Origin of the sequence: Sphingomonas sp. (assembly GCF_964263785.1) — a bacterium.
Classification (GTDB): Bacteria; Pseudomonadota; Alphaproteobacteria; order Sphingomonadales; family Sphingomonadaceae; genus Sphingomonas.
Genome location: NZ_CAXVWL010000074.1, coordinates 1 through 23,365, shown reverse-complemented (window position 1 = coordinate 23,365; position 23,365 = coordinate 1). Strand labels below are relative to the sequence as shown.

General features: G+C 67.7%; 23 protein-coding genes and 1 pseudogene. 8 read left to right on the top strand and 16 right to left on the bottom strand.

Annotated elements, in window-relative coordinates; translation table 11 throughout:
- Nucleotides 1–179: 179 nt before the first annotated feature.
- From ACE5C1_RS10210 to ACE5C1_RS10200, 3 genes are all read right to left on the bottom strand, one after another.
- Nucleotides 180–869, bottom strand: coding sequence for a nuclear transport factor 2 family protein (locus tag ACE5C1_RS10210; protein WP_374943970.1), 690 nt, complete (start codon nucleotides 867–869; stop codon nucleotides 180–182).
- Between the two features lie 10 nt (nucleotides 870–879).
- Complete coding sequence (locus ACE5C1_RS10205) at nucleotides 880–2,535, bottom strand: FAD-dependent monooxygenase (protein WP_374943969.1); 1,656 nt, start codon at nucleotides 2,533–2,535, stop codon at nucleotides 880–882.
- A 109-nt stretch (nucleotides 2,536–2,644) separates the two neighbouring features.
- A complete protein-coding gene (locus ACE5C1_RS10200; protein WP_374943968.1) occupies nucleotides 2,645–3,556 on the bottom strand; it encodes a LysR substrate-binding domain-containing protein in 912 nt (303 codons plus the stop codon).
- 155 nt (nucleotides 3,557–3,711) lie between these two features.
- Between ACE5C1_RS10200 and ACE5C1_RS10195 the strand changes: the two genes are divergently transcribed.
- From ACE5C1_RS10195 to ACE5C1_RS10185, 3 genes are read left to right on the top strand one after another with little or no spacing between them, the layout of a single operon-like run.
- Nucleotides 3,712–4,743 (top strand): amidohydrolase family protein, encoded by a 1,032-nt coding sequence (locus ACE5C1_RS10195; RefSeq protein ID WP_374943967.1) that lies wholly within the window; start codon nucleotides 3,712–3,714, stop codon nucleotides 4,741–4,743.
- A complete protein-coding gene (locus ACE5C1_RS10190) occupies nucleotides 4,740–5,588 on the top strand; it encodes a fumarylacetoacetate hydrolase family protein (RefSeq protein WP_374943966.1) in 849 nt (282 codons plus the stop codon). The genes ACE5C1_RS10195 and ACE5C1_RS10190 overlap by 4 nt, the downstream gene beginning before the upstream one ends.
- Nucleotides 5,589–5,595: 7 nt before the next feature.
- Nucleotides 5,596–6,333, top strand: coding sequence for a hypothetical protein (locus ACE5C1_RS10185; protein WP_374943965.1), 738 nt, complete (start codon nucleotides 5,596–5,598; stop codon nucleotides 6,331–6,333).
- Here the strand turns inward: ACE5C1_RS10185 and ACE5C1_RS10180 are convergent.
- From ACE5C1_RS10180 to ACE5C1_RS10125, 12 genes and pseudogenes are all read right to left on the bottom strand, one after another.
- The gene (locus ACE5C1_RS10180) at nucleotides 6,272–7,225 is read right to left on the bottom strand and encodes an SDR family oxidoreductase (RefSeq protein ID WP_374943964.1); all 954 of its coding nucleotides are present in this window, start codon (nucleotides 7,223–7,225) and stop codon (nucleotides 6,272–6,274) included. The genes ACE5C1_RS10185 and ACE5C1_RS10180 overlap by 62 nt on opposite strands.
- A gap of 20 nt (nucleotides 7,226–7,245) precedes the next feature.
- Nucleotides 7,246–8,010: an SDR family NAD(P)-dependent oxidoreductase gene (locus tag ACE5C1_RS10175; protein ID WP_374943963.1), complete on the bottom strand. Its 765-nt coding sequence runs from the start codon at nucleotides 8,008–8,010 to the stop codon at nucleotides 7,246–7,248.
- The gene (gene hisD, locus ACE5C1_RS10170) at nucleotides 8,007–9,335 is read right to left on the bottom strand and encodes a histidinol dehydrogenase (RefSeq protein WP_374943962.1); all 1,329 of its coding nucleotides are present in this window, start codon (nucleotides 9,333–9,335) and stop codon (nucleotides 8,007–8,009) included. The genes ACE5C1_RS10175 and hisD overlap by 4 nt, the downstream gene beginning before the upstream one ends.
- A gap of 92 nt (nucleotides 9,336–9,427) precedes the next feature.
- Nucleotides 9,428–10,607: pseudogene (locus tag ACE5C1_RS10165) on the bottom strand (MFS transporter).
- Nucleotides 10,608–11,024: 417 nt separating this feature from the next.
- Entirely contained in the window at nucleotides 11,025–11,711 is a 687-nt protein-coding gene (locus ACE5C1_RS10160) for a hypothetical protein (RefSeq protein WP_374943961.1), read from the bottom strand.
- Between the two features lie 78 nt (nucleotides 11,712–11,789).
- Nucleotides 11,790–12,764, bottom strand: coding sequence for a 3-hydroxyisobutyrate dehydrogenase (gene mmsB / locus ACE5C1_RS10155; protein WP_374943960.1), 975 nt, complete (start codon nucleotides 12,762–12,764; stop codon nucleotides 11,790–11,792).
- Nucleotides 12,682–13,458, bottom strand: a complete 777-nt coding sequence (locus tag ACE5C1_RS10150; RefSeq protein WP_374943959.1) for an enoyl-CoA hydratase — start codon at nucleotides 13,456–13,458, stop codon at nucleotides 12,682–12,684. The genes mmsB and ACE5C1_RS10150 overlap by 83 nt, the downstream gene beginning before the upstream one ends.
- Before the next feature lie 9 nt (nucleotides 13,459–13,467).
- Entirely contained in the window at nucleotides 13,468–14,511 is a 1,044-nt protein-coding gene (locus tag ACE5C1_RS10145; RefSeq protein WP_374943958.1) for an enoyl-CoA hydratase/isomerase family protein, read from the bottom strand.
- Entirely contained in the window at nucleotides 14,508–15,653 is a 1,146-nt protein-coding gene (locus ACE5C1_RS10140) for an acyl-CoA dehydrogenase family protein (protein WP_374943957.1), read from the bottom strand. The genes ACE5C1_RS10145 and ACE5C1_RS10140 overlap by 4 nt, the downstream gene beginning before the upstream one ends.
- Nucleotides 15,650–16,042 carry a hypothetical protein gene (locus ACE5C1_RS10135; RefSeq protein WP_374943956.1) on the bottom strand — a complete coding sequence of 131 codons (393 nt, stop codon included), beginning with the start codon at nucleotides 16,040–16,042 and terminating at the stop codon, nucleotides 15,650–15,652. Before ACE5C1_RS10135 ends, ACE5C1_RS10140 begins: the two co-directional genes overlap by 4 nt.
- Nucleotides 16,043–16,053: 11 nt before the next feature.
- Nucleotides 16,054–16,920: a formyltetrahydrofolate deformylase gene (gene purU, locus ACE5C1_RS10130; protein ID WP_374943955.1), complete on the bottom strand. Its 867-nt coding sequence runs from the start codon at nucleotides 16,918–16,920 to the stop codon at nucleotides 16,054–16,056.
- A 4-nt stretch (nucleotides 16,921–16,924) separates the two neighbouring features.
- On the bottom strand, nucleotides 16,925–18,454 hold the full coding sequence (locus tag ACE5C1_RS10125; RefSeq protein ID WP_374943954.1) for a CoA-acylating methylmalonate-semialdehyde dehydrogenase: 1,530 nt from the start codon (nucleotides 18,452–18,454) through the stop codon (nucleotides 16,925–16,927).
- 121 nt (nucleotides 18,455–18,575) lie between these two features.
- Between ACE5C1_RS10125 and ACE5C1_RS10120 the strand changes: the two genes are divergently transcribed.
- Together ACE5C1_RS10120 and ACE5C1_RS10115 are read left to right on the top strand one after the other, a co-directional pair.
- Nucleotides 18,576–19,886, top strand: a complete 1,311-nt coding sequence (locus ACE5C1_RS10120; protein WP_374943953.1) for a dicarboxylate/amino acid:cation symporter — start codon at nucleotides 18,576–18,578, stop codon at nucleotides 19,884–19,886.
- Between the two features lie 178 nt (nucleotides 19,887–20,064).
- Nucleotides 20,065–20,349, top strand: a complete 285-nt coding sequence (locus ACE5C1_RS10115) for a hypothetical protein (RefSeq protein ID WP_374943952.1) — start codon at nucleotides 20,065–20,067, stop codon at nucleotides 20,347–20,349.
- Nucleotides 20,350–20,448: 99 nt separating this feature from the next.
- Here the strand turns inward: ACE5C1_RS10115 and ACE5C1_RS10110 are convergent, their stop codons facing one another.
- Nucleotides 20,449–21,060 (bottom strand): DUF1223 domain-containing protein, encoded by a 612-nt coding sequence (locus tag ACE5C1_RS10110; RefSeq protein WP_374943951.1) that lies wholly within the window; start codon nucleotides 21,058–21,060, stop codon nucleotides 20,449–20,451.
- 303 nt (nucleotides 21,061–21,363) lie between these two features.
- On the opposite strand from ACE5C1_RS10110, the gene ACE5C1_RS10105 reads away from it, so the two are divergent.
- Genes ACE5C1_RS10105 through ACE5C1_RS10095 form a run of 3 tightly spaced genes read left to right on the top strand, consistent with a single transcriptional unit; the run spans nucleotide 21,364 to nucleotide 23,273 of the window.
- Nucleotides 21,364–21,618 (top strand): hypothetical protein, encoded by a 255-nt coding sequence (locus ACE5C1_RS10105; protein WP_374943950.1) that lies wholly within the window; start codon nucleotides 21,364–21,366, stop codon nucleotides 21,616–21,618.
- Between the two features lie 54 nt (nucleotides 21,619–21,672).
- Nucleotides 21,673–22,494 (top strand): cytochrome b/b6 domain-containing protein, encoded by an 822-nt coding sequence (locus ACE5C1_RS10100; RefSeq protein ID WP_374943949.1) that lies wholly within the window; start codon nucleotides 21,673–21,675, stop codon nucleotides 22,492–22,494.
- Nucleotides 22,491–23,273, top strand: a complete 783-nt coding sequence (locus ACE5C1_RS10095; protein WP_374943948.1) for a molybdopterin-binding protein — start codon at nucleotides 22,491–22,493, stop codon at nucleotides 23,271–23,273. Before ACE5C1_RS10100 ends, ACE5C1_RS10095 begins: the two co-directional genes overlap by 4 nt.
- The last annotated feature ends 92 nt before the right edge of the window (nucleotides 23,274–23,365 follow it).

Here is a 23,365-nt window from a genome sequence, read left to right as displayed (position 1 = left end):
CGCGCGCTGAAGGACCTGGTTGAGGCGCCGATACTGCTGATCGCGTGACCGCGAATGTTGCCGAAGTTTGCGCGTATCGTAATGGAGTGAACCGGCCCCGGCCTGCCGGTTTCGTTTGTTCGGGGTTGTCAATGAGCGTGGGGTAACCCGTCGTGCATCATGCCCGGTCGTGGGGCTGTTCAACACAGCATTCGCATGGTGCGGGCTCGGGCCGGGGTGACGAGATCGAGATCAAGCCGCATAGTCCGGGTCGGTGGGATGACCTGGACGGCCGGCGAGCCAGCTGCGCCCCCGGGCGTACAAAGCTTCGATTTCCGGCCCCATCCGACCGGCATGTCGCGCTTCACGTCCATGCCCGCAACCGTTTGCAGATAGGCCAGGTGGCGGTAGCCGTCGGGGAAAGAGCCGAGCAGTTCGGGGTCGAGCGCCAGCGTCGCGCCGGGCTCGACCGGGTCCATGCGGTCGTGCTCGTAGGTCGGCTGGCGCCACACGATACCCCAGCGGCCGTCCCGCCGTTCGAGAAAATCGTAGAAACGCCCGGTGCAGCGGACGTCGACCAGCACATCGTGCACGTTGCCCCGCTGCTGGATCACCGTCTTGGTCTCGGCCACCGCGCGGGTGCCGGCGACTTCGATCGCGGTGCCGCCGAGCATGTGCTGGACATCGACGCCGCGCGCCCACGCCGCCCTGGACGCCTCGACGAACGCCGCACCGCTGCGCTGCTGCCACGTCGTCGACATCATCGCGTCGTCGTGCCAGACGGTCATCAGCTTGTCCCACTGACCGCTGTCGCGCCACACCGCCCAGCCCTCGACGATGTCGCGGATCGCCGCGCGATCGGCCAGAATGGCCCACGCCGTCTCGTCCATCAATCGTCTCCTATGCCGCCGCGTCGGCGTGGTATGATGTGCGATCCGCCCCGGCAGACGCGCCGCGGCCGGTTGCCAGGCCGAGAACACCCGGTTGCCAGCTGTCGCCGCGCCAGGCGACATATTGATCGGGACGGACAAGCGTGAGCCGCGCAGGGTAGAGCGTGCCCGCTTCTTGCGCGCTCAGGCGGACGATTGCGAGCGGCGCATCGGCGGCCTCTGCGATCGCCTCGCGCACGTCGTGGGAATCGGCGTCGGGGCGGCACAGGAGGGTGAAACCCGGCCCGAACATATCGTAGAGCGATGCGCCATAGCTTCGCCACAGATGCGGGGCGAGGCAACCGGGACGGCTGGTCGGATGATAATGCAGGCTGTCGGGAACGGGCGATGCGCCGCCCTCCCCCGCGATGATCGGCGATTCGCCGTAGCAACCGCCCAGCACGGTGCCCAAGGTGTGGAATTCCTTGCGCTTGGCCGCGACGATCCGCTCGCCCACCTGCGCGCGGACGGCATCACCCGCTGGGCCCGGCTCTTCCAGTCCCTCGGCCAGCAACTCGTTGGAGAGCACCGCGTGGTTGGACGCGGCCTCCGCGATGACTTCCTCGTGGATCTTGCGGCGCTCCACCTCGTAGCTGTCGAGCAGCGCCTCGCCACCCCACCCCCCGATCACGCCCGCGAGCTTCCAGCCGAGATCGACGCCGTCGGCGAGCCCCATGTTCATGCCGTAGCCGCCGAACGGCGGGTGGAGGTGGCAGGCGTCGCCGGCGAGAAAGATGCGCCGGTCACGATAGCGATCGGCGATGAAGCTGCTCGCCACCCACTCGTCGCTGCTGAGGATCTCATAAGGCAGGTCGATGCCGGTCGCCTCGCGGATCAGCGCGGCGGCGGAGTCCTGCGTGACCTTGAACCCCTCGGGCAACCGCGTCGGCATGAAATACCAGATGTCGGGCGCATCCATCGGGCCGATCAGGCTCGGGGCGGTGGCGTTGACCTGCCAGTACATCGCGCCGGGACCGTGGCCATGCGCCTCCGCTAGGCCGGGTGCGCGGAACACTACGTTGTAGTTGCGCGACAGGCCGTAGGTGCCCTGCAACGTCGCACCGATCCCCTCACGTACCGCGCTGCGCGCGCCGTCGGCGCCGACGAGATAGCGGCAGCGGATACGGCCCTCGCCATCGGCATCGCGGACGGTGACGCTCACGCCCCCGTCGTCCTGCGCCGCGGACACGAACTCGGTCGAGAAGCGGATACCGACCGGCGGCAGCCCCTCGGCGTGTTCGCGGAGCACTTGCTCCAGCTTGTATTGCGGCACCCACTGCCCGTGCTCGGGATAACGGTCGTCGCGCGCGGGCGCACAGTTCATCGCGTCGGGAATCAGCGCGATGCGCGGACCGGCGAGCCGGGTGACGAACTGGACGTCCGACGGATAGTCGACCCCGAACGGCGACACCGCCGCCAGCTTATCGGCAATGCCCCAGCGCCGCAGATGCGTGCGGGTGCGCACGTTGGTGGTCTTCGCGCGCGGCGCATAGCCGACCCGGTCGTTGCGCTCGATCACGACGCAGCCGATGCCGCGCGATCCCAGTTCGATCGCCAGCGCCAGCCCGCTCGGCCCCGCGCCGACGATCGCGACGTCAGTCTCGGAATATGTCTTTGTCTCGCCCACGGTCCTCTCCGCCGGTTCCATCACGGATCGCAGCGGGTGTAGGTCCGGTGAGTGATTGCGTAGCGATGACAAAAGCGCACCGCTGCCATCGCTGGGGCATCAAGCGCGGCTATACCCCGTGCCGCCCGTGGTTGAGCGCCGCGCGGCGGATCAGGTCGCTGAAATGCTCCGCCACGGGCGTGAGCGGCATGTCGTGGCGCCGGACAAGAAAGATCGGCGATGCGGGCAGCGGCGCGTCGAGCACGATCGGGTCGAACAGGCCCGCCATCGTGGGCAACGCCAGCCACGGCTGCGGCACGATTGCCAGCAGATCGGAATTGGCGACCGCAAGCAGCGCCAGCAGGTTCGACCGGGCGTGCAGGGCGACCTGCGGTGCGGCAAGGCCGTGCATCGCGAACATCGCCTCGAACGCGCTGTCGTTGCCGCCGGCCGACATCGTCACCCGCACCCACTGCGCGTCGACCAACTCGGCGAGCGAGCGTCTGGCGATCAGCGGATGACCCTTGCGCGCCAGGCCGACGCGCGTGTTTTCGTACAATGGGTCCATCGCGAATTGCGGCTGCGCCATCGGCGCTTCGACCGGCCCGACGTAGAAATCCAGACGGCCCGATGCGAGATCGGCCTGGATCGCCGGAAAGAAATTTTCCGACAGCTTGAGCACGACATCGGGGTAGTGCCGGCGGAAGGCGGCGAACGCGGTCGGCAGCAGGGTGACGCTGGGCGCGCTCGACAGCGCGACCGAAACCTCGCCGCGGTGCCGACCCCGGAGCTGCGCGATTTCCTCGCGGGCGCGGCGCAGTTCGGCCTCCACCGTGGTCGCGCGGCGGACAAAGGCCTTGCCCATGTCCGTCAGCCGCACGCCCCGGGCATGACGTTCGAAGAGCGTCGCGCCGAGCTCGTCCTCCAGCTCGCGGATCGAGCGCGTGATCGCGGGTTGTGCCACGTCGAGCTGCCGCGCCGCCGCTCGCAGGCTGCCGTGCTCGGCGACCGCCAGGATATCACGGATCTGGCTCAGCTTCACCCCTGCGGACTAGGCGCGCAAACCTCCCAGTGCAACCGAAGTGCTTCGCTCCACGCATCGCCCGAACGAAGTTGACATCTCCGGTGGCCGCGCTGCGCGACTTAAGGCCCGGCTCTGAGAGGATGCGCCATGACCATCGATGCAGGAGAGCGGCGTTGCGCCTGATCGCGACCGAGGAGGCGTACGCGCCGACCGAATATGTCAAACGCTACCTGGAGCTGACCAAGACGGTCGATACGGCGCCGACGCGCTATCTGGGCATGTATTACGGCAAGCCCGAGATGGCACGGCAGCTGACCGACCTCGATCTGCGGATCGAGGAGATGGATCGGCTGGGCGTCGACATGCACCTGCTCGGCATCACCGCGCCGGGCGTGCAGGCGTTCGACGCAGGCCTGGGGACCGAGCTGGCGATCATGGCCAACGACGCGCTGGCGGGCGAGATCGCCCGGCGGCCCGATCGGTTCGCGGGGCTCGCCGCGGTCGCGCCGCACGCGCCCGAGCAGGCGGCACGCGAGCTGAAGCGGGCAATCACCGAGCTGGGCTTCAATGGCGTCATCATCAACTCGCATACGCACGGCGAGTATCTGGACGATCCGAAGTTCTGGCCGATCTTCGAGGCGGCGGTGGCGTGCGACACGCCGATCTACCTTCACCCGAATTTCCCGTCGGAGGCGATGATCAAGCCTTATGCCGATTATGGCATGATGGGCGCGCTGTGGGGTTTCGGCGCGGATGCGTCGCTCCACGTGGTGCGGATGATCCTGGGGGGCGTGTTCGACGCGTTCCCGGACCTCAAGATCGTGCTGGGCCACCTCGGCGAAGGGCTGGCGTTCTGGCTCGGGCGGCTCGACAACCGCTACCAGAACCTGCTCCGCCGCGGCGGGCTGGAGCCGCTGGGCATGAAGCCGCTGGCGAAATTGCCGAGCGACTATTTCCGGAACAATTTCTATCTCACCACCAGCGGGATGATGACGCAGCCGCCGCTCGACCTCTGCCTGCAGATGTTCGGCGACGACCGCATCATGTTCGCGGTCGATTATCCGTTCGAGCAGACCGCAGAGGCAGTCGCGTTTGTGCGCGCGCTGCCCTACGAGGCTGAGAAGATGGCCAAGCTGACCCATCTCAACGCCGAGCGCATCTTCGGAATCGCGCCGGCGGCTACCGCCCGGAAGGATGCCGAATGAAGCTGATACGTTACCGCGAGAACGGGACGACCCACCTGGGTGCGGTCCGCGACGACCGTATCGTGCCGCTGGACGATGCCGGTTTTCCGACCATGCTAAGCATCGTCGAGGGCGGCGCCGATGCGCTCGCCACCGTCCGCGGCTTCGTTGACGCTGCGCAGGCCGGGCCGGCACTCGCCGACGTGACGCTGCTCGCGCCGATCGAGCGGCCGGGCAAGTATCTCGCGATCGGGATGAACTACGCCAAGCACCTGGAGGAGGCCGACAAGCTCGGCGTCAAGCGATCGGCGCACCAGGTATGGTTCAACAAGCAGACCACCTGCCTGTCCGGTCCGTACGACGACATCGAACCGGGCGTCACCGAGAAGCTCGATTACGAGGTCGAACTCGGCGCGGTGATCGGCCGCCGCGCCAAGGGCGTCAGCGAGGCAGACGCGCTGGATTACGTGTTCGGCTATTTCGTCGCCAACGACGTGTCGGCGCGCGACTGGCAGTTCCACACGCCGACCTTCACGATGGGCAAGTCGTTCGATACCCATGGCCCGATCGGCCCGTGGATCGTCACCGCCGACGAGGTGCCCGACCCGCAGGCGCTGGAGCTGCGTTGCTATGTCAACGGCGAGCTGCGTCAGAAGAACAACACCGCGACGATGATCCACAGCCTGCCCAAGCAGATCGCCTATCTGTCGACCGCCTTCACGCTGGAGCCGGGCGACCTGATTGCGACCGGCACGCCCGAGGGTGTCGGCGTCGGCATGGAGCCGCCGGTGTTCCTGCAACCCGGCGACGTGGTGCGCTGCGAAGTCGACGGCGTCGGCGCGATCGAGAACCGGGTCGCGGGCTGAGCGATCCGTGCGGCGCCCGAACCTCCTCCTGCTTGGCGCCGGCGGGGTCGCCGCGGCAGGGGTCGGCTGGGCAATCCGCGATTACCGCGCCTGGCGCGCACTCGGCCCGGGCGGACTGCCGGCAACGTGGGCGGGTTGGTGGCGGATGACGCGACTGCGGGTGGCGAAACGCGACCCCCTCGCGCTCGCGCCACTGGCTTCGCGCTGGGGCGCGGACGAGGACGGGCTCACGCTCGCCGATTTGCCCGCTCGCACCGGCCGACGACCGCGCGTCGCGCCGCATCCGGTGCCGCATCGGCAGCTCGACGCGCACGCGCCGGCACCGGTCGTGCGCGCGCTCCAGGCGCTGTTCGATCGCAAGGTGGTTGCCGATCCGGCTCGCCTCTCCTGGGCGACGAGCCATTTCGAGAAGCGCATCGAGGCGATAACGCTGGCCCAGCCATGCCGGCGACACGAGGACGCGCTGATCGCGCAAGGCGAAATCGGGCATGTTCATCCGTCGGACGGATCGATGCACATGATTCTCAGCCCCAGCGATACGCGCATCGTGGTCGAGCGTGGGTGGGGCGAGCGGCATGCTCTGGCGGGCGTTCGCCTCGGCTTGCCGCAGACCTATACGATGATCTACGCGCCCCGCGACGAAGGCGACCTCGCCGCGGTGTCGTCGATCCTTGACGCGGCGATCACGTACATGGCCTCCGACCGCGGCGTGCCTGCCAAGGTCGAGGGAACGCATCAAGCATAGGAGAAGGTAACATGGCGGTCCTGGGTCCCTTGTCGTTCACGCTGGAGGTCGCCGACCTCGACGCGGGCGTGCGCGGTTCCCGTCCGAGCAGCCATCTCAGCACGTTGGCGTTGCCGACGAAATCGTGCGCGCTGTAGCAGGTGTTGAGCGAACGTACCGCGCGCACCTGATGATCGAGGCTGCTGCGATCGCGGTCGCCGAACAGCGCGTGCAGGAAGGTCTCGACGTCGATCTCCTCGACCGGAATGGTCTGCCCGATCACCGCACCGATGATCCGCGCCATGTCGTGCGCGGTCAGACGCTCGGCGCCCGAAAGCTCATAGGTCGCGGCGAGGTGGTCGTCGCTGTGGGTGAGGACGATCGCGACCACCTCCGCCACGTCACCGATATCGACCAGCGACTGAATGCGCTCGGGCGACCAGGCGACGGTGTAGCGGCCCTGCTCGAACGCGGGTTTGAGCTTGAGCGGCAGCATGTAGATCGCGGGCTGGAGGATGGTGAACGGCAAATCGGACGCGATCAGATGCTCCTCGATGTCGCGCTTGATCTCGTGCTGGACGAGCGCTGTGAGGTGCGGGTGGAGCACCGAGCCGAGGACGAAATGCTTCACCCCTTCCGCGCGCGCCGCGTCGATCATGCCGAACCCGATCTCGCGCTCCAGCGGGTGCATGGTCGGACAGACGTGATAGACCTTGTCGACCCCGCGCACCGCGCGCGCGATGATGTCGGGCTCGCCGATATCGCCGACGACCACCTCGGCGACGCCTGCCGCGCTCAAGCCCGATGCCGCAGCTTCGGAGCGGACGCACGCCCGGACCGTCGCGCCCGCGCGGAGCAGACGCGGGATGAGGAACTTGCCCTGATTGCCGTTGGCGGCATTGACGAGGATCACGGTGTTGTTCCTTGTTCGTGTCAGTCGGCAGTCCAGCCGCCGTCGACCACGAGGCTGGTGCCGGTGACGAGCGCGGAGGTGTCAGAGGCGAGAAACAGCGCGGCGCCCATCAGGTCCTCGACCTGGCCCAGGCGCCCGAGCTTGATCTTGGCGAACACGGACGCCTTGAAAGCGGGGTCCTCAAAGAACGGCCGGGTCATCGGCGTCTCGATGAACGTCGGTGCGATGGTGTTGCTGCGGATTTGCCATGCAGCCAAATCGAGCGCGAACGCCTTCGACATGCCCTCCAGCGCCCATTTGGATGCGCAGTACAGCGAGCGGTTGGGGCCGCCGACATGCCCCATCTGGCTGCCGATGTGGATCAGCGAGCCCGCGGCCCCCTCGGCCAGCATCCGCTTCACGCATCCTTGCGCGACAAAGAAGGCGCTTTTCACGTTGAGGTCGAGCACCGAGTCGTAATCGACCGCGGTGACGTCCTGCATCGCCTTCGGTCGGTTGGTGCCCGCGTTGTTGACCAGCACGTGGAACGCGGGGCGCTGCGCGAAGAAGCGGGCGACCGCGTCGAGGTCGCCGACGTCGAGCGTCGCCGCTTCGGCGCTGCCGCCCGCCTCGCCGATCGCTGCGGCGCCCGCCTCGATCTCGTCCGCCGATCGCGCGACCAGCGTCACGACCGCACCCGCCTCGGCCAGCGCCGCCGCGAGTGCCAGGCCGATGCCGCGGCCCGCACCGGTCACCAGCGCCCGCTGGCCGTCGAGCCGAAACGAAGGCGTGCGGGGCAGCCTCACGCCGGCTCGGTCACCGGCTCGGCGCGACCGGCATAGGGCACGTTGCGCCCGCCGTAGCGGCGCACGCGGACGTTGGCCTGCTCGCCATGCCCGGCAAAGCCCTCCAACGCGCACAGCCGGCTGCAATATTCACCGATCATCGCGCTCGCCGCATCGGTGGTCACGCGCTGATAAGTGCAGGTCTTGAGAAACTTGCCGACCCACAAACCGCCCGTGTAGCGCGCTGCCTTCTTGGTCGGCAGCGTGTGATTGGTGCCGATCACCTTGTCGCCGTACGCCACGTTGGTGCGCGCGCCGAGAAACAGCGCGCCGTAGTTGGTCATGTGCTTCAGGAAATACTCCGGATCGCGAGTCATGACCTGGACGTGCTCGCTGGCGATCTCGTCCGCCACGCGAACCATCTCGGCGTCGTCCTCGGCCACGATCACCTCGCCGAACGTCTCCCACGCCTTGCGCGCATGATCGCGGGTGGGGAGCACCTCGAGCAGCTTCTCCACCCAGCGCATCGTGTCCTCCGCCAGCGCGCGGCTGGTGGTCAGCAGCACCGCCGGGCTGTCGGGCCCATGCTCGGCTTGCCCCAGCAGATCGGTTGCGCACAATTCGCCATCGGCGCCCACCTCGTCGGCGATCACCAGCGTCTCGGTCGGCCCGGCGAACAGGTCGATGCCGACGCGGCCGAACAGCTGGCGCTTGGCCTCCGCGACGAAGGCGTTGCCCGGGCCGACCAGGATGTCGACGGGGGCGATGCTCTGCGTGCCCAGCGCCATTGCGCCGATCGCCTGGATGCCGCCGAGTGCGTAGATCTCGTCCGCGCCCGCCATCGCCTGCGCCGCCACGATCGCGCGCGCCGGCTGGCCCTCGAACGGCGGCGCGCACGTGACGACACGGCTGACCCCCGCCACCTTGGCGGTGATCACGCTCATGTGCGCACCGGCCAGGAGCGGGTATTTGCCGCCGGGTACGTAACAGCCCGCCGCGTTCACCGGGATGTTGGAGTGCCCCAGCACCACGCCGGGCAGCGTCTCCACCTCGACGTCCTTGATCGACTCCCGCTGGATTTGCGCGAAGTTGCGCACCTGGGCTTGCGCGAACTCGATGTCGACGATGTCCTGGCGGGTGAGCGAGTCGATGCACTGCTCGATCTCGCTCGGGGTCAGGCGATAGTCCTCGCGGTCCCAACGATCGAATTTGTTCGACAATTCGCGCACCGCCGCGTCGCCGCGCGCCTCGATGTCGGCCAGGGTCGCCTCCACCACGTCGCGCACCTTGCGGTCCGCATCCGCGCGCGCATCCGCCGTCGCCCCGCGCTTCAACCATTCAGCCACGCCCGCTCTCCTTTACGTGAAACTCTAATCGCCGCCAGTGACCGGCCGCAGACGCCGAAGAGCGTGCCCCGATGCTTCGATTTGATCGCGCGCTACGACGGCTGGCCGTGCGCCATGCCGTCCGGATGCGCGTCCTCGAAGACGTCGAGCGCCGATTCTTCGCCCTTGCCGACCCCCGCGAAGCGCGGCGCCGTCTCTTTAAAAAACAGGCTGACGAAGATGCCGGCGAGCAACCCGCCCAGCGCCAGCCACAGGACGTGCTCGATGCCGTAATGCTGGGCGATGTACCCCCCGATACCCGGCGCGACGCCGCCGCCGAAGATCTCGCCGACCATGGCGATCGGCCCGCTGATCAGGCTGAGCAGCCCGAAGGCGAAGCCCGCCGCGACGAACAGGACCGCGAACAGCATCAGCCCGCCGCTCTGCGCATCGAGTTGCATGAACCCGAACAGGAACAGCGCGCCGACGCCGAACCCGGCAAGCGCCATCGTCCGCCGTCCGAACAGGTCGGACGCCGCCGCCAGCCACCATTGGCCCAGAAAGCCGCCGAAGCCGATCGCCGAGGCAATCCCCGCCGCACGTTTGTCGTCGAGCTTGAGATAGCCGGTCAGATAGCTCGGGACGAAGGCGGCGAGTACGAAGATGCCGCACATCGCGCACATCATCGCGACCATGCCGAGCGGCACGTTGCGATGGCTCAGCACCGCGCCGGCCGAAAGCCGCGGAGCCCGGGCCGCGGCCACGGCCTGCGCCGATCCCGACGCCTTGGCGCGCCGCCGCGCCAGCACCGTCTCCGGCTCGCTGATGGTGCGCGCGGAGAGGACCGCGACGATCACGCCGGGCACGCCGACGATCGCGAACACCCAGCGCCAGCTCACGTAATCGAGCAGATACGCCGCGATCGCCGGCCCGAAGCCCAGCCCGATCAGCGCAAAGGCGCTCTGCTGGAAGCCCAGGTTGAACCCGCGCCGCTTCGGGTGCGAAGCCTCCGCGACGGTCGCGAAGCTGCTCGCGCAATAGGCGCCTTCGAACACCCCCATCATCGCGCGGACCCAGGAACATGGCGAAGAAACTCGCCGCCAGCCCCGAGCACGCCGACAGCGCCGAGAACAGCAGGAGCGACGGCACCACCACCCGCTTGCGCCCCCACACGTCGGAAAGGTGCCCCATGACCAGCGACGACAGCCCCCAGGCGATGCCGAGCGTCGCCACCAGGACGCCGATGTCCTGCGGCTGCAGGTTCAGGTCACCAAGCATCGTCGACGAACGCATCGCGGCCAGATCGGCGAGCACCCAGCGGTCCAGCCCGACCAGGCCGAAGCCGAGCGTCATCAGCACGACCGCCTTCCACTCGTAAGCGGTATCCCAGCGGCGTGTGGCGACCGCGGAGCTCGCGTCGGTATCCGGCATCCTGCTGCCCCCTCTACATCGCCGGGCCGCTTGCGGCTGATCGCGGCTGCTGGTCAGCTAGCCTTACGGATTGCCACGGGCAAGCGCGACGCCTTGCCAATTCTGCTGCCACATGTGCTCCCGCTGTTCGAGCCTCCTTCAGACGCGCGGTTCACGGGTGCGGCACGGACAGAGCCGCGAGGGGAACGACCACGGCAATGCCGGCACTCGCCGATGACGGCAAGGCTCGCGCCGATATGGAGGAGTTCGCTTGCTGCCCCGACGTGATCTCGACTGGCGCTAAACCCCGCCGCAGACGAACACCGAGAGATAATCGATCGACGGGCTTCCCGGCAGCGCCGGGACCGCGGCGAAGCCGCTGCCCGATGCTCGCGTGGCGAGGCGCGCGACCGCATCGGCGGCGGCGCGTTCGTCGGGATCGAAGCGGACGATGTCGGCGTCGATGCCGTAATCGGACCGGGCATTGGTGGCCGCGGCCAGCGCGCGAACCCGCACACGGCCGACGCCCCCCGTGTCGCGCAACGCGGGCGCGATCCGTTCGGCACGGTCGCGGTGCGCCGCACCCCCGTCCGCATCGGTTTCGCACCAGAAGATGTCGACCTTGCCCGGCAGCAAAGCGCCCTCGGGGACCCGGCGTTCGCCGGGCTCCTGCGCTTGCACCAACGGCTTGGGCTGAGTTGTAACCATTGCCGGCTGACCCGTCGCCTGCACTGGTCGGGTGAATGCGCGGTCTGCGGCGGCGACCTCGACCGGCTGCGCTGCAACCGCGCGGCCGGCGTCGGGAAGGCGGACATGCCCGCCAGCCAGCAACCCCGATCCGACCAGGATCACCCCGAAGAGGCCGAGCATCGATTGCCGCCACAGCGAGGAGACCTGCGCGAGCTCCACCTGGACGAGCTTCACGCCGCCGCCGACAATGGCGCCGATGATGCAGCCGACACCGATCAGAATGAGTGTGGTATCCACGACCCCGAGTCGCTCCCCCGCCGGACGCGCGAGTGTAACGCGCGCGTGGTGTTCGGCAACTTCCGCAAACGGTTCCTTCTAACGTGCCTGGCGGGACGCGAGAAACGGCAGCATGGCGGAGAAATCGCGTCCGCCTTCCCCCGCATCGGCCAGCGCCTCGTACAGCTCGCGCGCCTTTGCGCCCATCGGCACCGGAGCGCCCGCGTCCTCGGCGGCGGCGACCGCGAGGCGGAGGTCTTTCAGCATCAGCGCGGTGGCGAAACCGCCCTGATAATCGTGGTCGGCGGGCGTGTCCGGGCCGACGCCGGGCATCGGGCAATAGCTGGTCATCGACCAGCTCTGTCCCGACGACACGCTGGCAATGTCGTAGAACGCCTGCGCCTCGAGGCCGAGCTTTGCGGCCAGCGCGAACGCCTCGCACGTCGCGACCATCGTGCTCCCCAGGATCATGTTGTTGCAGATCTTCGCGGCCTGGCCTGCGCCGTTCGTGCCGGCGTGGATCACCGCCTTGCCCATCGTGGCAAGGTACGGCTGCGCGCGGTCGAACGCGGCGGGGGTGCCGCCGACCATGAAGGTGAGCGTGCCCGCCGCCGCCGCCGCGATCCCACCCGAGACGGGCGCGTCGACCGCGGCGAGGCCCTTCGCCTGCGCGGCCTCGGCCACCTGCCTGGCGGTGGCGACGTCGATCGTCGAGCAGTCGATCAGGATTGCCGAGGGTGGTGCGGCGCCGAACACGCTCTCGGTATAGACCTGCGCGACGTGCGTGCCCGCGGGGAGCATGGTCACGATCGCCTCGGCGCCGTCGCAAGCCTCGGCGGCGCTGGCGACAGGCAGGCACCCCGCGGCCTCCGCCTTGGCGAGCGCCTCCGCCGAAAGGTCGAAGGCGCGAACATCGTGCCCGGCCTTCGCCAGATTGGCAGCCATCCCGCCGCCCATGTTGCCGAGTCCGATGAAACCGACGCGTGCCATGTCAGTGTCCCGTCCAATTGCCCGACCGCTTCTCGACGAACGCCGCCATGCCTTCCTTCTGGTCCGCGGTCCCGAACAGCGCATGGAACAGGCGGCGTTCGAACTGAACGCCGGTGCCAAGCGTCGTCTCGAAGGCGGCGTTCACCATTTCCTTGTTCGCGATAACCGCCAGCGGCGCCATGCCCGCGATCGTCGCGGCGGTCTTCATCGCCTCGTCGACCAGCGTGTCGGCGGGCACGATACGCGCGACCAGGCCGCAGCGTTCGGCCTCGGCGGCGTCGATCATCCGGCCGGTCAGGCACATCTCCATCGCCTTGGCTTTTCCCACCGCGCGCGCGAGGCGCTGCGAGCCGCCCATGCCGGGAGAAACGCCGAGCTTGATCTCGGGTTGCCCGAACTTGGCGGTGTCGGCGGCGAGGATGAAGTCGCACATCATCGCCAGCTCGCAACCGCCGCCGAGCGCATAGCCCGCGACCGCGGCGATCACCGGCTTTCGGGTGCGCGCGAAGCGATCCCAGCCGGCGAAGTAATCGGCGGCGTACATGTCCGCGAAGCCCTGCGCCTGCATCTCCTTGATATCCGCGCCCGCGGCGAACGCCTTGGCCGAGCCGGTGATGACCGCGCAGCGCTGGTCCGGATCGGCGTCATACGTGCGCATCGTGTCGAGCAGCTCGGCGAGGACCTGCGCGTTGAGCGCGTTGAGCGCCTGCGGACGGTTCAGCGTGACGAGCGTCACCGCACCGCGGCGCTCGACGAGAATGGTGTCGTAATCGGGCATGCGGAATCCTTACAGTGCGGGCGTCCACTCGTCGGCCGCATCCAGCGGCGCGAAGATGCGGTCGATCATGTGGTCGGTCACGCCATCGGGAGTGGGCGGGTTCCACCGCGGCGCGTTGTCCTTGTCGACGATCACCGCGCGGACGCCCTCGACGATGTCGGGGCGCTGGACGATGCGGGTGGCGACAGCATATTCCTGGCGCATCTCGTCCTCAAAGGTCGGCATCGCCGCGCCGTCGCGCAGCAGCTTTAGGCTGACCTTCATCGCCTGGGGCGAGCGGGTCCTGAGGGTGGCCAGGGTTTCGGCGGCAAACGCGCCGCTGTCGGCTTCGAGCGCCGCGAGAACGTCCTCCAGCACGTCGGAGGCGAACAGCCGGTCGATCGCCTGTGCATGATTGAGGATCGCGGCCGGGCCGGTGTCGACCGATGCGGCGGCGAGGATATCGGCAAGCGCCTCGGCGTCGCCGGTGATAGTGCGCTTGACCTCGTCCAGCTTCTCGGCGGGTATAAAGTGGGTCGCGAGGCCGAGCGCCACGCATTCGGCACCGTTCAGCCGGGCGCCGGTGAGGCCAAGGTACTGGCCCATGCGGCCGGGAAGGCGCGATAGATACCAGCCGCCGCCGACGTCGAGGAACAGCCCGATCGCGGTCTCGGGCATCGCGAACTTCGTATTCTCGGTCGCGACGCGGAAGGCGCACGGCAGCGCGATGCCGACGCCGCCGCCCATCGTGACGCCGTCCATGAACGCAATCGTCGGCTTCGCACAGGTGAACAGCCGGTGGTTCATCCGGTATTCCTCATGGAAGAACGCCCGCGCCTCCACACCGTCGGCCGCACCAGACGCAGCGATCATGCGAATGTCGCCCCCGGCGCAGAAACCCCGTCCCTCGGCATGGTCGATCATCACGACCTCGACCGCAGTGTCGCCGCGCCAGCGGTCGAGCGCGGCAAGGATTTCGGTGCACATAGCGTGGGTGAGCGCGTGGAGCGCCTTGGGCCGGTTCAGCCTGATGCGGCCGATCGGACCCTCGATAAAGGTCAGGACGTCGCTCACTGCCGCACCAGATCGCGGCCAACGATCATGCGCATGACCTGGTTGGTGCCCTCCAGGATCGAATGGACGCGCAGGTCGCGCCAGAAGCGCTCGATGGGATAGTCCATCAGATAGCCGTAGCCGCCGTGGAGCTGGAGCGCACGGTCGACGACGCTGCTGCCGGTGTCGGTCGCCAGCCGCTTGGCCATCGCCGCGAAGCGGGTTTTGTCGGGGGCATTGGCGGTGACCTTGGCCGCGGCGACGTAGAGGAGCGCGCGCGCGGCTTCGAGCTCGGTCGCCATGTCGGCGAGCATGAACTGGGTGTTCTGGAAATCGGCGATCGCCGTGCCGAACTGCTTCCTGTCCTTGGTATAGCGCACCGCCTCGTCGAGGCAGCGTTGCGCACCGCCGAGCGAGCACGCGCCAATGTTGAGCCGCCCGCCGTCGAGCCCCATCATCGCGATACGAAAGCCCTCGCCCAGGCCCCCGACGAGGTTTTCGCCAGGGACGCGGACGCCATCGAACGTCACCTGGCGGGTCGGTTGCGAATGCCAGCCGAGCTTGCGCTCGTTCGCGCCGAAAGACACGCCGAGCATGTCCTTCTCGATCACCAGCGCGGAAATGCCCTTGGGGCCCTCCTCGCCGGTGCGGACCATCGTAACGTAGACCTCGTTCTCGCCCGCGCCGCTGATGAACTGCTTGGAGCCGGTGACGATCCAGTCGTCGCCGTCCCTGACCGCGCGGGTCTTGAGCGCCGCGGCGTCCGAGCCCGAGCCGGGTTCGGTCAGGCAGTAGCTCGCCAGCCGGTCCATCGTCACGAGGCTCGGCAGATACTTGTCCTTGACCGCTTGGCTCCCGAAACGGTCGATCATCCAGGACGCCATGTTGTGGATCGAGATGAAGGCCGACGTGGAGGGACAACCGTACGCCATCGCCTCCATGATCAGCGCCGCGTCCAGCCGCCCCAGGTTGATGCCGCCCGAATCCTCGCTGACGTAGATCGCCGCGAAGCCGAGGTCGGCGGCTTCCTTGATAATGGCGCGCGGAAAGATGTGCTTCTCGTCCCACTCGCCCGCATTGGGAGTGATCCGGTCGGCGGTGAAGCGCACGGCGAGCGCCTGGATTTCGCGTTGGTCGTCGGTAAGGTCGAACTGGTCGGTCATGTGGAGTCCATATGCTTGTCCTGCAGCCAGGCCTCGGCCTCCTGCATCGAGAGGAAGACGCGGACGCCCTCGCCTTTCAGCGTGCGCTCCGCCTGCAACTTGTTCATCGTGCTGCCGACGACGATCGCGAAACGGCCCTGGCGCGTGGCGCTGCCGATCCGGTCGATCTCGCCGAGCGCCGCGCTGACCGGGCCGCTCTGCACCGGGAATTCGCGAGAATCGCAAAGCCCGTCGGATCGGTGCGGTGGCGCGCCCAGATGCCCGATCGCGGCGCGCATCGCACCCGCGAACGCCGCCACATCGGCCATTGTCCAGAAGCCGCGCATCGTCCAACGCAGCAGCCGGGCGGAACGGTCGAACGCGACGTCGAAGGGGGCAAGATCGGGCATGGCCGTCACGCTTAACGAAAGACCACGGTGCGCGATCCGTTGAGCAGGACCCGCCGCTCGGCGATCCAGCGCACCGCACGCGCGAGCACCTGCGCCTCGATGTCGCGGCCCATCGCGATCAGCTCATCGACGCCCGCACGGTGATCGACGCGGTCGGCGGCCTGTTCGATGATCGGGCCTTCGTCGAGGTCGCGGGTGACGAAATGCGCGGTGGCACCAATCAGCTTGACCCCGCGCGCATGCGCCTGATGGTAGGGCTTCGCGCCCTTGAAGCCGGGCAGGAAGCTGTGGTGGATGTTGATGCACCGCGTCCCCATCGCCTCGACGAACGCGGGCGACAGCACCTGCATGTAGCGCGCGAGCACCAGCAGGTCGGCGCGCGTTTTGCGGAACAGCTCGAGCAGCCGCGCCTCCTGCTCCGCTCGGGTAAGGTTGGTGACCGGCAGATGGTGGAACTGCACCCCGTGCCACTCGGCGAGGCCGCGCAACGCCTCATGGTTGGAGACCACGCCGACGGGTTCGACCGGCAGCGCGCCGGTCGACCAGCGGTGGAGCAGGTCGTTGAGGCAGTGCGACGTCTTAGACACCGCGATCAGCACGCGCGGGCATTCGTCGGCGGCGGTCAGCGACCAGTCGAGCGCGAACCGTGCGGCGACGGGCGAGAGGCGGTGGCGCAGCGTCTCGACGTCATCGGCAAATTCCTCGCCGCCGCCGGTGAAGACCACGCGCATGAAGAATCGGCCGGTCTCTAGGTCGGCATATTGCTGGCTATCGAGGATGAACCCGCCGCAGGCCGCCAACTCGCCGGTCACGCCCGCGACGATGCCCCCGCGGTCGGCGCAGGTGAAGGTCAGTATCCACTGGCGCGCCGCCGTCACGCGCTCACCCCATCGTCGGGATGACGAAGGCGTCGGTGTTGCGCGCCGGGCCGCCGTCCTCCGCGCCGCGGGGGAGGACCGATCCGTCGGGCCAGCGCTGGGTCACGGTCTTGACCTTGGTCCAGAAGCGGACGCCTTCCATGCCGTGCTGGTTGGTGTCGCCGAAGCCCGAGCGCTTCCAGCCGCCGAAGCTGTGGTAGGCGACGGGTACGGGGATGGGCACGTTGATGCCCACCATGCCGACGTTGACGCGGGCGGCGAATTCGCGGGCGGCGTGGCCGTTGCGGGTGAAGATCGCGACGCCGTTGCCGTATTGGTGCTCGCTGGGCAGCCGCACCGCGGTCTCGAAATCGGGAGCGCGGACGATCTGGAGGACGGGGCCGAAGATTTCCTCCTTGTACGCGCTCATGTCCGTCGTGACGTGATCGAACAGCGTCGGGCCGACGAAGAAGCCCTCCTCATGCCCCTGTAAGGCGAACCCACGGCCGTCGACGACCAGTTCGGCGCCTTCATCGACTCCGGTCTGGATCCAGTTCTCGACGCGTTGCTTGTGCGCGGCGTTGACTACGGGACCGTAATGCGCCTCGGCGTCGGTCGACACCCCGACCCGCAAGGCGGCGATGGCGGGGATCAGCTTTTCGCGCAGGGCCTCGGCGGTCTTATCGCCGACCGGCACGACCACCGGCAGCGCCATGCAGCGTTCGCCCGCGCTCCCGAACGCCGCGCCCGACAGGTCTGCCACCACCTGGTCGAGGTCGGCGTCGGGCATGACGATGCCGTGGTTCTTGGCCCCGCCCATCGCCTGCACCCGCTTGCCCGCGGCGACGCCGCGACGGTAGACGTAATGCGCGATGTCGGACGAGCCGACGAAGCTCACCGCGCTGATCGCAGGGTGATCGAGGATCGCGTCGACCATCTCCTTGTCGCCGTGGACGACCTGCAGGATGCCCTCGGGCAGCCCGGCCTCGCGGAACAGTTCGGCCAGGCGCACCGGCACGGAGGGGTCGCGCTCGGACGGCTTCATGATGAAGGCGTTGCCGGTCGCGATGGCGACGCCGCTCATCCAAAGGGGAATCATCGCGGGGAAGTTGAACGGGGTGATGCCTGCGCCGATCCCCAGCGGCTGACGCATCGAATAGACGTCGATGCCGGGCCCAGCGCCTTGCGTGTATTCGCCCTTCAGGACGTGGGGGATGCCGCAGCAGAACTCGATCACCTCGAGCCCGCGCTGGATGTCGCCCTTGCTGTCCGCGATCACCTTGCCGTGTTCGGACGAGAGCAGGCGCGCCAGATCGTCGAGGTTCGCCTCGACCAGCTCCTTGAAGCGGAACATCACCCGCGCCCGCCGCTGCGGGTTGGTCGCGGCCCAGGCGGGTTGCGCTCCTTGCGCGGCGGCGACCGCGCGGTCGAGATCGGCCTGGGTGCCGAGGTTGACGCGCGCTTGTACCTGACCGCTGTTGGGGTCGTAGACGTCACCGGTGCGCGTGCCGCTGCCTGCGCCTGCCCCTGCGATGACGTGGTCGATGATCCGCATAAAACTCTCCTGTACGGTTTCCCGTGCAACCACTCGGGCGGAGCCGCAAGGGCAAATTGGCGGGGCGTGACGCCCGCGCGCCGGGGCGCTACCGTGGCGCGTAACGCCCCCGGGAGAGATAATGCACCCTGCCCCGCCCGACGACACGCCGACTCGCGGCGGCTGGTTATCGCACCTCTATCTCCAAGTGCTCCTCGCGATTTTGGCGGGGGCGCTGGTCGGGCATTTCGCGCCCGCGGCCGGTGAGGCGCTGAAGCCGCTCGGCGACGCGTTCATCAAGCTGGTCAAGATGATCATCGCGCCCGTCATCTTCCTCACCGTGGTCACCGGCATCGCCGGCATGACGGAGATGAGGGCGGTCGGGCGGGTCGCGGCCAAGGCGTTCGCCTATTTCCTGACCTTTTCGACGCTGGCGCTGTTCCTTGGGTTGGCGGTTGCCAATATCGTCCGGCCGGGCGCGAGCATGCACATCGTTCCCGCCACGCTCGATGCAGGCAGCATCGCGGACTATGCGACAAAGGCGCACGAGACGAGCGTCACCGGCTTCCTGCTCGCCATCATTCCCGACACGATGGTGGGCGCGTTCACCGCGGGCAACATCCTGCAAGTGCTGTTCGTCGCGATCCTGTTCGGCATCGCGCTCAGCTTGGTCGGCAAGCCGGCCGCGCCGGTGCTCGACCTGCTGGAGCGGATCGCGACGATCGTGTTCCGGCTGGTCGGTATCCTGATGCGCGCCGCCCCGGTCGGCGCATTCGGGGCGATCGCGTTCACCGTCGGCAAATACGGCGTCGGCAGCCTGGTCGACCTCGGCAAGCTGGTCGCGACCTTCTATGCCACGTCGCTGCTGTTCGTGTTCGGGGTGCTGGGCGTCGTCGCGCGGGCGAACGGCTTCTCGATCCTGAAGCTGGTGCGCTATCTCAAGGCCGAGCTGCTGCTGGTGCTCGGCACCTCGTCGTCGGAGGCCGCGCTGCCGTCGCTGATCGAGAAGATGGAGGCGGCGGGGTGCGGAAAGCCGGTGGTCGGGCTGGTCGTGCCGACCGGCTATTCGTTCAACCTCGACGGCACCAACATCTACATGACGCTGGCCGCGCTTTTCATCGCGCAGGCATGCGACGTCGACCTGTCGTGGGGCGAGCAGTTCACCTTGCTGGCGGTGGCGATGCTGTCGTCCAAGGGTGCGGCGGGGGTGACGGGGGCGGGGTTCATCACGCTGGCGGCGACGCTGTCGATCGTGCCGTCGGTGCCGCTGGCAGGCATGACGCTGATCCTGGGGGTCGACCGGTTCATGTCCGAATGCCGGAGTCTCACCAACTTCATCGGCAATGCGGTGGCGACGATCGTCGTCGCGCGCTGGGAAGGCGCGCTCGATCGCGACGCGCTGAACGCCGCCTTGACGGGCCAGATCATGAGCGAGGACGCGATCCATGTTTAGATTAATCCGGCGTTGCTGCTTGGGACGGCGGCGCGTCCGACGAAGACGCGTCCTGGGTGGTGACGCGCGATACGCGGGGGCCGTGCAGGCGGCGGTCGACGGTTCCGCACCGCGCTGCTGAGCGTCGCGATCGGCGCGCTGGCGGTGCGCGCGTCGGGTGGGCAGGTCGTGACCAGCGATGCGCCCGGAGGCCTGTCCTGATCTCGACCGGCCGGCAGGGAGCGCCTACGGATTGTTCCTCGACAACATTCGGCGCGTGTGGCTCGACATGGGGAAGACCGATCACGAACGGCTGACGATCGGCGCGCCCGATGATCCGATCGATTGCTACGTCATCGCTCTCCACGCCGATGGCACCCGACACGCGCCACCGGATGGCGGGCGACGATTTCGCGCCCCTGTCGGCTTCCTGAAAGGGCGGACGCGGCGTTCGAGCGACGTGCCGCCGCACTTCCGAACCTAAAACAGTGGAGCGGCAACGTCTTGCGCGTTCTCGGCGCCGCCGAACGCGTCGCCGCCCGCAACTGACATCGCAGGTCGAACGCATCGGCCCGCGTAAGGCTCACAGCCGCGCGGCCGACGCGATCGGGCCACCCTTGCCCGTTTGAAGGAAAACGGCGGTCCGCAAGATCGGGCTTGGGCTCGGCGGCAGAGCAAAGCTTGCGGCAGCACCCGACCAGATGCCCACCGAGACGAGCTGCCGGACGATGTTGCGGTGGGGCAGCGTCCGCCCACCATTCTCACCCGCACGGATCGGCACATTGTTGGAACGGGGGTCGTAGCGAACGACCCACACCGTCGATGGCTTCGCGCCGCGCGCCGTGCCGATCGAAACACGCGTGCCCGCTGCCGTAATCTGCGGACCGCCTGGATGACGTGCGGCGGCGATCGCCGCGTCCAACTGCTGCCGATTTCCGCCGACGATCGTCTGGCGTCCCCCGTTCACGACGACCTGCGGCGTCGCCACCTGCTGACGGCCCGCGCTGCGAGCATAGTCCCACTGCCGAGCGGTGAACTGCGGCCGAGCGAACGTGTCCTTCCAGCCGAGCTGATCCCAATACGTGACGGCAAAAGAGAGTGGGATAACGTCGGGCCGGTCGGCGATGGCATTCAGATTTGCATTGGCGGGCGGGCAGGATGAGCACCCCTGGCTTTGGTAAAGCTCCACCACCACGGGGGAACCCCCGGCTGGCGAAGAGGAAGCAGCAAGAACCCCGGTTGTGCCAGCACCTACCAGGCCAATCGCCGCTGCAATCCAGTATCGACTTGTCATGACGTGATCCTCGTTCAAAGACTCTGAAGCACTTACGCTTCTGTCGGACTCCCGGTTACAGGGTGTGCGTTCGGTGCGGCCAACGCGATGTAACCGCCACCCATGCGACGACGTAGGAGGGATGACGCGGCCCGCCAAAGTCTACCCTCCCGATAGGCGGGCCACGTCGCTCAAGCGAAAGCTACCACCTTCAAGGAGAGACTTATGCGTATGATGAAGATGATCGCCCTTTCGGCCCTCGCGCTCGGCGCCGCCGCTCCGGCGCTCGCTCAGGACGCAATGGCGTCTCACGACCAGATGAAGTCGGCGAAGAAGATGTCGGCTGCCGACATGAAGAAGATGCAGGCGTGCAATGCCATGTCGCATGGCGCGATGACGAAGGACGCGAAGTGCGCCGAACTGGTGAAGGCCCATCCCGACATGAGGAAGCATGACGCGATGATGAAGTCGGGCAACTGACCTGTGTCGGGCGTCTGCTGAGCGCAGACGCCCCACCTTCCCCGGAGTGGTAGAATGGCAACCCAACCGACCCGCCGGACCCCCGTCGGCGGCGATCTCGTCTATCGTCAGCGCCGCCCGGTGCGCTTCTGGCATTGGCTGAACGCGCTGTCGGTTATTGTTCTGCTGATGAGCGGGCTGATGATCTTCAACGCGCACCCGCACCTTTATTGGGGACAGTTCGGCGCCAACCAGGAGACGCCGTGGCTCGAAATCGGCAACGTCGATGAGCGCGGCTATCTGCGCATCGGTCCCGTCACCCTGCCCACGACCGACGTTCTCGGCTTCGCTGACGGGCAGGCCCACGCCTTTCCCTCGCTGGTGACGATCCCGTCGAGCTACAATCTGGCGGGCGCGCGCCAATGGCACTTTTTTTTCGCCTGGCTGCTCGTCGTACCCGGCCTGTTGTTCTGGCTTTGGGGGTTCGCTTCGCGCCACGTACAGCGCGACCTTGCGCCGACACTGGACGAACTCCGGCCGCGCAGTCTGTGGAACGATATCAAGGATCATGCCCGCCTGCGGTTTCACACCGGGGAGGCGGCGCGTCGCTACAACGTGCTGCAAAAGCTCAGCTACGTGAGCGTCATTTTCGGGCTGCTGCCGATCATGGTATTGAGCGGGCTTACGATGTCTCCGGGCGTCGATGCGGCATGGCCGTGGCTGCTCGACGTGTTCGGTGGCCGCCAGTCCGCGCGCTCGATCCACTTCATCTGTGCAGCGTTGCTTGTCGGCTTCATCGTCGTCCATTTGATTATGGTGGTGCTGGCCGGACCGCTGAACGAATTGCGCTCGATTGTTACCGGCTGGTATCGCTTGCCCAAGGAGCGCGAAGCATGACGCTGCTGTCCAGACGCCGCCTGATCGGGTCGCTCGGCGCCGGGGCCGGCGGGTTGCTGCTCTCGGGCTGCGACAAGATCGCGGCATCCCCCAGAGTGCAGAATGTGCTGGGCCTCGGCGAGGGCCTGACGATGCGCGCGCAACGGCTTGTCACCAATCGCGGCGCGCTCGCACGCGAGTTTGCTCCTTCCGATATGTCGCCGGTGTTCCGCACCAACGGCAACACCATGCCAGCCAGCGAAAGCTATCAGGCCCATATCGCCAATCGCTTCACCGATTGGCGCCTCGCCATAGACGGGCTGGTGCGGCGTCCCCAGAAACTCTCGCTCGCCCAGATCAGGGCGATGCCCGCGCGCACCCAGATTACGCGTCACGATTGCGTGGAGGGCTGGAGCGCGATCGGCAAATGGACAGGGCTTCCGCTCAAGCTGGCGCTCGACGCGGCCGGCGTGCTGCCGTCGGCGCGCTATGTCGTGTTTCATTGCGCCGACGACTTCGACGGCGAGCCCTATTACGAGAGCATAGACCTGATCGATGCCTATCACCCGCAGACGATCCTTGCCTGGGGCATGAACGACCAGCTTCTCTCGGTCGATCACGGCGCACCGCTTCGCCTCAGGGTCGAACGCCAACTCGGCTACAAACAGGCGAAGTACGTCATGCGCGTCGAGGCGGTTGACAGCCTAGCGCATGTGGGCGCCGGCAAAGGCGGCTATTGGGAGGACTCCGCCGACTACCGTAAGCGGAGCTTCGGCCCCACGTTGAACGGGGCGGGCTAAACGGCGAGTCTCCAGGTCCTGTTCGGGACGCTTGGAGCCGTGTTGATGTCATATGCCGATGCCGGCTCTAGTGGGGTGCGACGGTTCGAGGT

Coding starts and splice junctions, on each gene's coding strand:
- ACE5C1_RS10210 (WP_374943970.1), bottom strand. CDS start 869: ATGGACGAGACGGCGTGGGCCATTCTGGCCGATCGCGCGGCGATCCGC.
- ACE5C1_RS10190 (WP_374943966.1), top strand. CDS start 4,740: ATGAAGCTGATACGTTACCGCGAGAACGGGACGACCCACCTGGGTGCG.
- mmsB (WP_374943960.1), bottom strand. CDS start 12,764: ATGCGCTGTTCGGGACCGCGGACCAGAAGGAAGGCATGGCGGCGTTCG.
- ACE5C1_RS10150 (WP_374943959.1), bottom strand. CDS start 13,458: ATGCCCGATTACGACACCATTCTCGTCGAGCGCCGCGGTGCGGTGACG.
- ACE5C1_RS10140 (WP_374943957.1), bottom strand. CDS start 15,653: ATGACCGACCAGTTCGACCTTACCGACGACCAACGCGAAATCCAGGCG.
- ACE5C1_RS10135 (WP_374943956.1), bottom strand. CDS start 16,042: ATGCCCGATCTTGCCCCCTTCGACGTCGCGTTCGACCGTTCCGCCCGG.
- ACE5C1_RS10125 (WP_374943954.1), bottom strand. CDS start 18,454: ATGCGGATCATCGACCACGTCATCGCAGGGGCAGGCGCAGGCAGCGGC.
- ACE5C1_RS10120 (WP_374943953.1), top strand. CDS start 18,576: ATGCACCCTGCCCCGCCCGACGACACGCCGACTCGCGGCGGCTGGTTA.
- ACE5C1_RS10115 (WP_374943952.1), top strand. CDS start 20,065: ATGCGCCCGGAGGCCTGTCCTGATCTCGACCGGCCGGCAGGGAGCGCC.
- ACE5C1_RS10105 (WP_374943950.1), top strand. CDS start 21,364: ATGCGTATGATGAAGATGATCGCCCTTTCGGCCCTCGCGCTCGGCGCC.
- ACE5C1_RS10100 (WP_374943949.1), top strand. CDS start 21,673: ATGGCAACCCAACCGACCCGCCGGACCCCCGTCGGCGGCGATCTCGTC.
- ACE5C1_RS10095 (WP_374943948.1), top strand. CDS start 22,491: ATGACGCTGCTGTCCAGACGCCGCCTGATCGGGTCGCTCGGCGCCGGG.